This is a genomic window from Nitrosomonas sp., from assembly GCF_043753625.1.
In the GTDB taxonomy this organism is placed as follows: Bacteria; Pseudomonadota; Gammaproteobacteria; order Burkholderiales; family Nitrosomonadaceae; genus Nitrosomonas.
The window spans coordinates 1-12,504 of the sequence record NZ_JAYUWI010000086.1 but is presented as its reverse complement, the minus strand read 5'-3'; the positions used below and the strand labels follow the sequence as shown (position 1 = coordinate 12,504).

Below are 12,504 nucleotides of genomic sequence, written 5' to 3'. Positions count from 1 at the left end.
ATAGCACCCATAGCGATGGAAGATGGATTGCGTTTTGCAATACGAGAAGGTGGAAGAACGGTTGGTGCCGGTGTTGTTGCTAAAATTATTGAGTGATTAATAAAGAAAATTCTGGATGATAATTGTTTTATGTAATGTCAACGTTGGAGAGGTTACAGATAAAAGGCCAGTAGCTCAATTGGCAGAGTGTCGGTCTCCAAAACCGAAGGTTGGGGGTTCGATGCCCTCCTGGCCTGCCATACGAATTGAAACTAGAATGATTAAGTGTATAAATTAGATTTAAAGAATGATCTGGATATTTATGGGTATAGCGAGTAATAAAGTTTTAACAGATCGACGGATTTGAGTGTGGCAGAAGAGTTATATAGAAACTGAAAGTGTTAGAAGCAGATTAACGCATGAAATACCATAATCAGGGTATAAGAGGACTCGTTTGACGTGAATAAATTAAAGTTTGGACTCGTATTTGTATTTATCGTAGCAGGTGTTGCGGGATTCATTTACTTAAGTGAAAGCCCTATGGTCGTGCGTGTGTTGTCTATACTGGCGGGATTCTTGCTGGCAGTAATTACTGCAAGATTTACAATTCAGGGTCAAGAATTTTATGTATTCTGCAAGGAATCCACAGAAGAAACAAAAAAAGTAGTATGGCCGAGTCGTAAGGAAACACTCCAAACATCAGGAGTGGTATTTGCTTTTGTGGTTGCTATGGCTTTATTCTTGTGGTTTATTGATTCTGCCTTGATGTCGCTCGTGAAACTTATGATGAATCAAGATGCTTGATAAAATTTCTCAGAGGAAAGAATGAGTAAGAGATGGTATGTGGTTCATGCCTATTCGGGGTATGAGAAAAGTGTGCAACGGGCGTTAAAGGATCGTATTGAACGAGCGAATATGCAGGATAAATTTGGTCAAATCCTGGTGCCGGTAGAGGAAGTGATAGAGATGAAGAGTGGCCAAAGGAATATCAGCGAACGAAAATTTTTCCCTGGTTATGTTTTAGTGGAAATGGAAATGTCGGATGATTCCTGGCACTTGGTCAAGAATACGGATAAAGTAACAGGTTTTGTTGGTGGATCGGCTATGAAGCCGACACCGATAAGTCAGAAGGAAGTGGATAATATACTTCATCAAATTCAGGAAGGTGTAGAGAAACCAAAACCAAAAATTCTATTTGAGGTAGGGGAAGCTGTGCGCGTTAAAGATGGCCCATTCACAGATTTTCATGGCAATGTAGAAGATGTGAACTACGATAAGAGCAAGCTTAGAGTTTCGGTTTCTATATTCGGGCGACCAACGCCGGTTGAATTGGATTTCGATCAAGTAGAAAAATCCTAATAGGTTATTAACAGCTAATAAAGAGCTGATTAATAGTTCGATAGGTTTTTAAAATTGTATAACAGGGGAGAGTGAGTAATCACTCGTTTGTACCCAAGAGGAGAGCATAGTGGCAAAGAAAATAATTGGATATATCAAGTTACAAGTACCGGCTGGTAAAGCTAATCCGAGTCCACCCATTGGACCTGCATTAGGTCAGCGTCAATTAAATATCATGGAATTTTGTAAAGCGTTTAACGCGGCAACGCAGAAAATTGAACCGGGATTGCCAGTGCCGGTAGTAATTACTGCGTATGCCGATAAAAGCTTTACGTTTGTAATGAAGACGACACCGGCATCTGTATTAATAAAGAAGGCTGCAGGTGTTGGCAAAGGGAGTCCTAGACCACATTTGGATAAAGTAGGAAAACTAAGTCGTAGTCAGGCAGAAGAAATTGCCAAAACAAAGATGCCAGATTTAACAGCAGCAAGCTTGGATGCTGCTGTGCGTACTATTGCAGGTAGTGCAAGAAGTATGGGTATAGAAGTAGAGGGCATATAAAAATGGCACGATTATCAAAACGCTACAAAGTTATAGCAGGGAAAGTTGACCGTAATAAGGCATATCAGATTGATGAAGCACTGGGGCTTGTTAAAGAAGCAGCTACAGCTAAGTTTAATGAGTCTATTGATGTGGCGGTTAATTTGGGAATTGATGCAAAGAAATCAGATCAGGCAGTGCGTGGATCGGTAGTTTTGCCGGCAGGAACAGGGAAAACAGTACGTGTCGCAGTATTTGCACAAGGTGATAAGGCAAAAGAAGCCCAAGAAGCAGGTGCGGACATTGTAGGTTTTGAAGATTTAGCAGCTGATATTAAAGCTGGAAACATCAATTTTGATGTTGCTATCGCAAGTCCGGATGCTATGCGCATAGTCGGTCAATTAGGTCAGATTCTGGGACCACGTAGCTTAATGCCAAACCCGAAAGTTGGTACGGTAACGGTTGATATTGCTGGCGCTGTTAAAAATGCTAAAGCCGGGCAAGTGCAATTTAGAGCTGATAAAACCGGTATTATACATTGCACGATTGGGCGAGCATCATTTACAGCAGATTCGTTAAAACAAAATTTGATGGCGTTGATTGATGCGCTTAATAAATCTAAGCCAGCTTCGTCAAAAGGTGTTTATCTGAGAAAAGTATATATTTCAAGCACAATGGGAATTGGTGTTCGGGTAGATCAAACGAGTATTACGCAGCAATAAAGAACTTTGGGCCACTGAATGCAATATATATTCAGTGGATTGTCAAAGACCGCTGGGGTAAATAGAGAGAAAGCAAGTTTAGTTTACTTGACGATACTTAAAAATTCGACTGTAAAAAAAGAATTAATTTATAAGATTATTTTTTTATTTCAGTTGAGTACCCAGCGTAGATGGTGAATCCAAAACAGGAGTTCTTTTCCTGGTTTAAGGTCGCCAGTTTGTGGTGTTTGGAAGAGAGTAACTAAATTAGATATTATTTATACCAAATACTATTTTTACTGATGGAGGATGAACCTTGAGTCTTAGTCTTGAAGAGAAAAAAGCTATAGTAGCTGAAGTGAGTGCTCAAGTAGCAAGTGCTCAAGCTATTATTATTGCAGAGTATCGCGGGATGGAAGTTGGTAAAATGACACAACTGAGAGCAAAAACTCGTGAATCAGGAATTTATTTTCGTGTCATAAAAAATTCATTGGTTCGCCGTGCCGTTGCTGATACGCCTTATGAAGGGCTTGCTAAGCATATGATCGGTCCGCTTATCTATGGCATTGGTGCCGATCCTGTAGCAGCAGCGAAAGTGCTACATGAATTTTCAAAGGACAATGAAAAATTCGTGATCAAGGTTGGTGCAATAGGTGAACATGTAATGTCGCGTGACGAGATTACTGCGCTTGCCGCATTGCCAAGTCGAGAAGAGTTGTTATCAAGATTGTTGGGAACAATGCAAGCACCAATCGCCAAGTTTGTTCAAACACTTAATGAAGTACCAGCACGATTTGTGCGTGGTTTAGCCATGGTACGTGATAGCAAATAATTCTAAAGACTTCTATTTAATACGATAGCGATAGCTAAATACAGAAAATAACCAGGAGAAAATGATGGCTGTAACAAAAGATGAGATATTAGATGCAATTTCAAATATGACGGTACTTGAATTGTCGAAATTGATTAAAGAAATGGAAGAAAAGTTTGGTGTATCTGCGGCGGCCACGGCAGCTGTTGCAGTTGCCGCGCCAGGTGGTAGCAGTGCCCCTGCTGAAGCAGAACAAACCGAATTTACTGTGATTCTTACCGCAGCCGGTGATAGTAAAGTGAATGTAATTAAAGTAGTAAGAGCAGTGACTGGCTTAGGCTTGAAGGAAGCTAAAGACTTAGTTGATGGCGCGCCTAAGCCTGTTAAAGAAGGAGTATCCAAAGAAGATGCTGCTGCAATCCAGAAACAATTGCTAGAAGCTGGCGCTACTTGCGAAATTAAGTAAAAAAAATATAAAATTTCAGGGCTGGTGTGCATTTCAGGGCTGCCAGCCTTTGGTATTTTGATCATTTGATGTGTCATTGTCGGTATTTAAACAATTGATAGTTATTTGGTCTCAACTCTTCAATCCTCTGTCTTCTTCTTCCGGAGAAAATTCATGAGCTATTCGTTCACAGAGAAAAAACGTATTCGTAAAAGTTTTGCTAAACGTGCGAGCGTACTGCCAATTCCATTTCTTCTCGCTACTCAGCTCGAATCATATGCGGCTTTCTTGCAGGAAAAAGTAGCACCCAATAAACGTCAGAACCAAGGGCTGCAGGCTGCTTTTAACTCAATATTTCCTATTGAGAGTCATACTAAAAATGCACGGCTAGATTTTATCAGTTATGAACTTGGATCGCCTGTATTTGATGTTAAGGAATGTCAACAGCGTGGGCTTACCTATGCATCGCCTTTGCGTGCTAGGGTTAGGCTCACGATTATGGATAAAGAAATATCCAAACCGACTGTGAAGGAAGTCAAAGAGCAAGAAGTCTATATGGGTGAAATTCCTTTAATGACCGACACAGGATCTTTTGTAATTAATGGCACTGAACGTGTGATTGTTTCACAATTACATCGTTCGCCTGGGGTATTTTTTGAACACGATCGTGGTAAAACTCACTCATCCGGTAAATTATTATTTTCTGCCCGCATTATTCCTTATCGCGGTTCTTGGCTTGATTTTGAATTTGATCCAAAGGATTGCTTGTATTTCAGGATAGATCGCCGCCGCAAAATGCCTGTTACGACTCTATTAAAAGCAATTGGTTGTACTTCAGTGCAGATATTAAAAGAATTCTTTATATTTGATTGCTTTTATTTCTCAGATACAAGTATCCAGTTTGAACTTGTTCCTGAACGTATGCGAGGTGAAGTAGCGAGTTTTGATATTCTGGGCAAAGGGAAAAAGGTTATTGTCCAGAAAGATAAGCGTATTACAGCTAAACATATCCGTGAAATGCAGGAAGCTAAGATTGATCAACTGGAAGTGCCTGAAGATTTTTTACTCGGAAGAATACTTGCGCAGAACATTGTTGATAAAGAAACGGGTGAAGTTGTCGCGATAGCCAATGATGAAGTTACGGAAGAAACACTGGATAAGCTTCGTAAAGCCGGTATAAAGAAAATTAATACACTTTATGTGAATGATCTTAATCATGGTGCTTTTATTTCTCAGACGCTAAAAATTGATGAGACAACCGATGAATTGAATGCGCAGGTTGCGATTTATCGGATGATGCGACCAGGCGAGCCACCGACTGAGGAAGCTGTTAAGGCATTGTTTAATGGATTGTTTTATTCGCCAGAACGCTATGATTTGTCGGTTGTAGGTAGAATGAAATTTAATCGCAGAATGGGTAGAACTGAATTGACAGGATCTCAGACGCTATCGAATGAAGATATTATTTCGGTTATTAAAATCCTGGTGGAACTTCGAAATGGCCGTGGAGAGATAGACGATATTGATCATCTCGGTAATCGACGGGTACGATCAGTAGGTGAATTGGCTGAGAATCAGTTCAGATCTGGATTGGTGCGTGTCGAGCGTGCTGTGAAAGAACGATTAAGCCAAGCCGAATCGGATAATCTAATGCCGCATGACCTGATTAATGCAAAGCCGGTTTCTGCTGCAGCGCGTGAATTCTTTGGATCGAGTCAACTATCTCAATTTATGGATCAAACCAACCCGCTATCTGAAATTACGCATAAGCGGCGTATTTCAGCTCTGGGACCTGGTGGATTGACGCGAGAAAGAGCTGGTTTTGAGGTGCGTGATGTACATCCGACACACTATGGTCGTGTATGTCCTATTGAAACACCCGAAGGACCTAATATTGGTCTTATTAATTCTTTGGCATTGTACGCGCGAACTAATGAATATGGGTTCATTGAAACACCGTATAGTAAAGTGAAGGACTGTCAAGTTACTGACGAAATAGATTATCTGTCGGCAATTGAGGAAGGTAACTATATGATTGCTCAGGCTAATGCTGAACTTGATGATAGTAATCGCTTCATTAGTGAAATTGTTTCTTGCCGTTATAAGAATGAATTTGCATTGTCAGCACCGGAGCGAATCGAATATGTCGACGTGGCACCCGCCCAAATTGTTTCAGTAGCCGCTTCACTTATACCATTCTTAGAGCATGATGATGCTAACCGTGCTTTGATGGGCTCAAATATGCAACGTCAGGCGGTTCCATGCTTGCGTGCTGAGAAATCGCTTGTTGGTACAGGTATTGAGCGGGTAGTAGCGGTTCATTCAGGAACCACTGTTCGAGCGAAACGTGGTGGAATTGTGGATTATGTGGATGCCGGGCGAATTGTGGTGCGGGTATACGATGCAGAGACTCGAATGGGTGAAGTAGGTGTTGATATTTATAATCTTATCAAATATACCCGCTCTAACCAGAATACTAATATTAATCAGCGCCCGCTGGTCAAGATTGGAGATAGGATTGAAAAAGACGATGTCATTGCGGACGGTGCTTCTACTGATATGGGCGAGCTTGCATTAGGGCAAAATATGCTGGTGGCATTTATGCCATGGAATGGATATAACTTTGAGGATTCAATTCTGATATCAGAGCGAGTTGTGGCTGAGGATCGTTTTACATCTATACATATTGAAGAATTGTCCGTTGTGAGCCGGGATACCAAGCTTGGAACAGAAGAGATAACTGCTGATATCCCAAATTTATCAGAACATCAGTTAGGACGCCTTGACGAATCGGGTATTGTTTATATCGGTGCAGAAGTTGAAGCGGGTGATGTATTGGTTGGAAAAGTTACGCCAAAAGGTGAAACACAGCTCACTCCGGAAGAAAAATTATTACGGGCAATTTTTGGTGAAAAAGCATCCGATGTGAAAGATACTTCACTACGAGTGCCATCAGGAATATCAGGAACAGTCATTGATGTACAAGTGTTTACGAGAGAAGGTATTGAGCGTGATAAACGCGCTCAAAAGATTATTGATGATGAGCTTGATCGGTACAAGAAAGATTTGGCTGATCAAATGCGTATTGTAGAAGAGGATGCTTTTGAACGTCTTGAGCGCTTACTGATAGGTAAAGTTGCTACAGGTGGCCCTAATAAGCTGGTAAAAGGAAAAGAAATAACCGCTGAATACCTAAAGAGTTTTGATCCGCATTATTGGTTTGATATCCGATTGGCTGATGAAGATGCGAGCATACAGTTAGAGCAAGTGCGCGAAAGTATGGCACAGAAACGTAAAGCATTTGATGCCGCATTTGAAGAAAAAAAGAAAAAACTCACACAGGGTGATGAACTTGCACCTGGTGTGCAAAAAATGGTCAAAATTTATATCGCGGTTAAACGACGTTTGCAACCAGGCGATAAAATGGCGGGACGTCATGGTAATAAGGGTGTGATCTCTAAGATTGTACCTTTAGAAGATATGCCTTATATGGCTGATGGAACACCTGTCGATGTGGTGCTAAATCCATTAGGAGTTCCTTCTCGGATGAATGTAGGACAGATTCTTGAAGTACATTTGGGATGGGCTGCTAAAGGGCTCGGAAGGAAAATCGATGAGATGTTGAAAGTACAGCAGAATGCAAATGAAATCAGGGAATTTCTTGATAAGATTTATAACGGAAGTGGAAAAAAGGAAGATATAGCTTCTTTATCTGATAGTGAAATAATATCGTTAGCTGGAAATTTAACCGAGGGTGTTCCTTTTGCTACCCCGGTATTTGATGGAGCAACAGAAGGCGAGATTAAAGACATGTTGGCGCTAGCCGGATTGCCAAAATCCGGTCAGATTACATTATATGATGGCCGAACTGGAGAAGCTTTTGATCGGCAAGTGACTGTTGGTTATATGCATGTTCTGAAACTGCACCATCTGGTGGATGATAAGATGCATGCACGATCAACAGGCCCCTATAGTTTGGTAACGCAACAACCACTAGGTGGTAAAGCACAATTTGGTGGACAGCGTTTTGGCGAGATGGAGGTTTGGGCACTGGAAGCATATGGTGCTGCCTATACTCTTCAGGAAATGCTAACCGTTAAATCGGATGATGTCACGGGACGTACCAAAGTGTATGAAAGTATTGTTAAAGGTGATCATAAGATCGATGCCGGAATGCCGGAATCATTTAATGTATTGGTAAAAGAAATACGCTCATTGGGAATGGATATTGATTTAGAACAAAATTGATTATCCAGAAAAGCTAGGGTGATCAAACTGGATTTTTTCCTGTCCCCCATACTTAATTTGTACCAATTATTTATTATTGCCCCCTGATTTACAGGAGTGACAAATGAAAGCACTACTAGATTTATTTAAACAAGTTACCCAAAAAGAAGAGTTTGACGCAATTAAAATTGCTCTCGCTTCTCCAGAGAAAATTCGTTCGTGGTCATACGGTGAAGTAAAAAAACCTGAAACGATTAATTATCGTACATTTAAGCCTGAGAGAGACGGCTTGTTTTGCGCTAAGATCTTTGGTCCGGTCAAAGATTATGAGTGTTTGTGTGGAAAATATAAGCGCCTCAAGCACCGTGGTGTTATCTGTGAAAAGTGTGGCGTTGAGGTGACTTTATCAAAAGTACGGCGTGAGCGGATGGGGCATATTGAGCTGGCTTCTCCAGTTTCGCATATTTGGTTCTTGAAATCACTGCCCTCCCGTTTAGGCATGGTATTAGACATGACTTTGCGTGATATCGAGCGCGTTCTGTATTTTGAAGCTTACGTAGTCACTGATCCAGGGTTGACGCCATTAACTCGCTGTCAACTGCTAACGGAAGATGATTATTTAATCAAAACAGAAGAATATGGTGACGATTTTAGTGCCAGTATGGGTGCAGAAGGTATTCGTAACCTATTGGGTAATCTGGATATTGGCTCTGAGATTGAGAGCCTGCGCCGTGAAATGGAAAGTACAGGTTCGGAAACAAAGATCAAGAAAATTTCTAAGCGTCTCAAGTTACTTGAGGCATTTAATAAATCTGGAATTAAACCACAATGGATGGTGTTGACTGTACTGCCTGTCTTACCACCAGATCTTCGTCCGCTAGTTCCTCTCGATGGCGGACGTTTTGCGACATCTGATTTGAATGATTTGTATCGACGTGTTATCAATCGAAATAATCGATTAAAGCGATTGCTTGAATTGAAAGCACCAGAAATTATTGTTCGTAATGAAAAACGCATGTTGCAAGAAGCCGTTGATTCATTGCTGGATAATGGTCGCCGTGGTAAAGCAATGACGGGGGCCAATAAACGAGCACTTAAATCCTTAGCTGATATGATCAAAGGTAAAGGAGGGCGCTTCCGTCAAAATCTTTTGGGTAAGCGCGTTGATTACTCGGGACGTTCAGTTATTGTTGTTGGTCCGCAGCTTAAACTACATCAATGTGGATTGCCGAAGAAAATGGCACTTGAACTGTTTAAGCCATTTATTTTCAATAAGCTGGAAATAATGGGTATTGCAAGTACCATAAAAGCTGCCAAGCGCGAGGTTGAAAATGAAAGTGCAGTGGTGTGGGATATACTTGAAGACGTCATCCGCGAACATCCGGTGATGCTGAATCGAGCGCCGACGCTGCATCGGTTGGGTATTCAGGCCTTTGAGCCCGTCTTGATTGAAGGTAAGGCAATTCAATTACATCCATTGGTGTGTGCAGCATTTAATGCCGACTTTGATGGCGATCAGATGGCCGTTCACGTACCATTGTCATTAGAAGCACAAATGGAGTGCCGTACGTTAATGATGTCAACCAATAATGTACTGTCCCCAGCCAACGGGGAGCCCATTATTGTGCCGTCACAAGATATTGTACTGGGGCTTTATTATACAACGCGTGAGAAAATAGGTGCACGTGGGGAAGGCATGCTATTTCAAAATGTTGCTGAAGTATCGCGCGCATATGAAAGCCGGAATGTGGAGCTAAACGCTAAGATTATGGTTAGGATCAAGGAATATGATACAACCGTCGATGGTGAATCAAATGAGAGGATTACTCGCTATGAAACGACCGTAGGTCGGACATTGTTATTTGAGATTTTTCCGTCTGGCCTACCTTTCTCTCTGCTTAACAAGACTTTGAAAAAGAAAGAAATCTCGAAGCTTATTAATGCGAGCTTTAGACGTTGTGGTTTGCGTGAAACTGTTATATTCGCAGATAAATTGATGTATGCGGGCTTCACTTATGCGACGCGAGCGGGTATTTCGATTTGTGCAGATGACATGCTAATTCCGACGCAAAAGAGCGATATTATTGCTGCGGCAGAGAAAGAAGTGAAGGAAATTGAAGGACAATATACTTCAGGGCTAGTAACGCAAGGTGAGCGTTATAACAAGGTTGTGGATATCTGGGGACGTGCAGGTGACCATGTAGCGAAAGCTATGATGAATCAATTAGGCATAGAACCGGTGTGTGATCAGGTTACCGGTGAAATTCAGTTGAACGAAGACGGTAAGCCATTGACACAGGAATCATTTAATTCAATTTATATGATGGCGGATTCTGGTGCACGAGGTTCTGCAGCACAGATACGCCAGCTATCTGGTATGCGCGGATTAATGGCAAAACCTGATGGCTCTATTATTGAAACGCCAATTACTGCTAACTTCCGTGAAGGATTGAATGTTTTACAGTATTTTATTTCAACACACGGTGCACGCAAGGGCTTGGCCGATACTGCGCTAAAAACCGCGAATTCTGGATATTTAACCCGCCGTTTGGTGGATGTTACTCAAGACCTTGTTGTCACAGAAGAAGACTGTGATACAGGTAACGGTGTTGTTATGAAAGCACTGGTAGAAGGCGGCGAGATCATCGAAGCATTGCGTGAACGGATTCTTGGTAGAGTTGTAGCTAACGATGTGGTTAATCCAGAGAAGCAAGAGATTATTTTTGCCTCGGGTCTATTGCTGGATGAAGATGCTGTTGATTTAATTGAATCATTGGGTATCGATGAAGTGAAAGTTCGTACGCCTTTGACTTGTGAAACACGCTTTGGATTATGTGCCAAATGCTATGGTCGAGATTTGGGGCGTGGTACTCCAGTTAATGTGGGCGAAGCGGTGGGTGTCATTGCAGCGCAATCGATTGGTGAACCAGGTACGCAGTTAACGATGCGCACATTCCACATTGGTGGTGCAGCATCAAGAACGGCAGTAGTAAGTCAAGTTGAAAGTAAATCAAGCGGAACAGTGCATTATTCCTCTACGATGCGTTATGTGACTAATGCACAGAATGAATTGATAGCCATTTCACGAAGTGGTGAAATCATCATACAGGATGAAAATGGTCGTGAGCGTGAGCGGCATAAAGCATCTTATGGCGCGACATTATTAGTACGGAACGGAGAAGTTGTGAAAGCTGGTCAATTATTGACTACATGGGATCCACATACTCGCCCAATCATTACTGAATACGCTGGTAAGGTGCGCTTTGAGAATGTTGAAGAGGGAGTAACAGTAGCCAAGCAGATTGATGAAGTAACTGGGTTGTCTACGCTGGTAGTAATTGATCCAAAGCGACGTATTGTCACGCAATCAAAAGGCTTGCGCCCATTGGTTAAGTTTCTGGATGATGAAGGAAATGAAATAAAAATAGTTGGTAGTAATCAGTCTGTTAGCATAACATTCCAGATCGGTTGTATTATTACTGTGCGTGATGGCCAACAGGTCACTGTCGGTGAAGTTTTGGCAAGGATTCCACAAGAGACATCGAAAACTCGTGATATTACAGGTGGTTTGCCGCGCGTGGCCGAATTATTTGAAGCGAGATCACCAAAAGATGCGGGCATGCTAGCTGAGGTAACTGGCATTGTGTCGTTTGGGAAGGATACCAAAGGTAAGCAGCGACTTGTTATTACAGATCTTGAGGGCGTCGTACATGAATATTTGATAACTAAAGATAAACATGTAATGGCGCACGATGGACAAGTTGTTAATAAAGGCGAGAACATAGTCGATGGCCCTGCTGATCCACGTGATATATTACGCTTGCAGGGTGTTGAAGCATTGGCGCGCTATATTACTGACGAAGTCCAAGATGTATATCGTTTACAGGGTGTTAGGATAAATGATAAACATATTGAAGTGATTGTTCGCCAAATGCTGAGGCGGGTTCAAATTAGCAACTCTGGAGATTCAGTGTTTATACAAGGCGAGCAGGTTGAAAGAGCCGATTTATTAACTGAAAATGAGCGTTTGATTGCTGAGAAGAAGATGCCTGCTACATATGAATTCATGCTTCTTGGTATTACAAAAGCATCGTTATCAACAGATTCATTTATATCTGCAGCATCATTCCAAGAAACAACACGTGTCTTAACTGAAGCTGCCATCATGGGCAAAAAGGATGATTTGCGTGGACTGAAAGAAAACGTTATTGTAGGAAGACTGGTTCCAGCAGGTACAGGATTGTCTTTTCATAGTAAGCGCAAGAACCAAGGGAAATCTCTTGAATTTAACCAAGAGTCAAATATTGCAATCGATAGTGCAGTTTAGAATTTGATAAAGTGGTTATTGTGATTTTAGGAAAAAATTCTTGACAGGTTAGTTATGAGTCAGTAGTCTGGTCTTGATTGGGTTGTTTGGGGCATGATGGAAAGGAAGGGCTAGTAAGCTGGAAGGCATGATGTA

The 12,504-nt window shown here is 41.7% G+C and carries 8 protein-coding genes, 1 tRNA gene and 1 pseudogene; all 10 read left to right on the top strand.

Going from position 1 to position 12,504, the window contains the following annotated elements; genetic code table 11:
* A pseudogene (locus ACH10T_RS08315) lies at positions 1-96 on the top strand (elongation factor Tu); the annotation flags it as partial.
* A gap of 67 nt (positions 97-163) precedes the next feature.
* A tRNA-Trp gene (locus ACH10T_RS08310) sits at positions 164-239 on the top strand.
* Positions 240-438: 199 nt separating this feature from the next.
* Positions 439-783: a preprotein translocase subunit SecE gene (secE, locus tag ACH10T_RS08305; protein ID WP_394808836.1), complete on the top strand. Its 345-nt coding sequence runs from the start codon at positions 439-441 to the stop codon at positions 781-783.
* A gap of 21 nt (positions 784-804) precedes the next feature.
* On the top strand, positions 805-1,338 hold the full coding sequence (gene nusG, locus ACH10T_RS08300; RefSeq protein WP_394808835.1) for a transcription termination/antitermination protein NusG: 534 nt from the start codon (positions 805-807) through the stop codon (positions 1,336-1,338).
* Positions 1,339-1,447: 109 nt separating this feature from the next.
* The gene (gene rplK / locus ACH10T_RS08295; RefSeq protein WP_292993657.1) at positions 1,448-1,879 is read left to right on the top strand and encodes a 50S ribosomal protein L11; all 432 of its coding nucleotides are present in this window, start codon (positions 1,448-1,450) and stop codon (positions 1,877-1,879) included.
* Positions 1,880-1,881: 2 nt separating this feature from the next.
* The gene (gene rplA / locus ACH10T_RS08290) at positions 1,882-2,580 is read left to right on the top strand and encodes a 50S ribosomal protein L1 (protein WP_394808834.1); all 699 of its coding nucleotides are present in this window, start codon (positions 1,882-1,884) and stop codon (positions 2,578-2,580) included.
* A gap of 295 nt (positions 2,581-2,875) precedes the next feature.
* Positions 2,876-3,391: a 50S ribosomal protein L10 gene (gene rplJ / locus ACH10T_RS08285; protein WP_394808833.1), complete on the top strand. Its 516-nt coding sequence runs from the start codon at positions 2,876-2,878 to the stop codon at positions 3,389-3,391.
* A 64-nt stretch (positions 3,392-3,455) separates the two neighbouring features.
* Positions 3,456-3,836: a 50S ribosomal protein L7/L12 gene (gene rplL, locus ACH10T_RS08280; protein ID WP_394808837.1), complete on the top strand. Its 381-nt coding sequence runs from the start codon at positions 3,456-3,458 to the stop codon at positions 3,834-3,836.
* 153 nt (positions 3,837-3,989) lie between these two features.
* Entirely contained in the window at positions 3,990-8,063 is a 4,074-nt protein-coding gene (gene rpoB / locus ACH10T_RS08275; protein ID WP_394808832.1) for a DNA-directed RNA polymerase subunit beta, read from the top strand.
* Between the two features lie 103 nt (positions 8,064-8,166).
* Positions 8,167-12,369 (top strand): DNA-directed RNA polymerase subunit beta', encoded by a 4,203-nt coding sequence (rpoC, locus tag ACH10T_RS08270; RefSeq protein WP_394808831.1) that lies wholly within the window; start codon positions 8,167-8,169, stop codon positions 12,367-12,369.
* Positions 12,370-12,504: the final 135 nt, after the last annotated feature.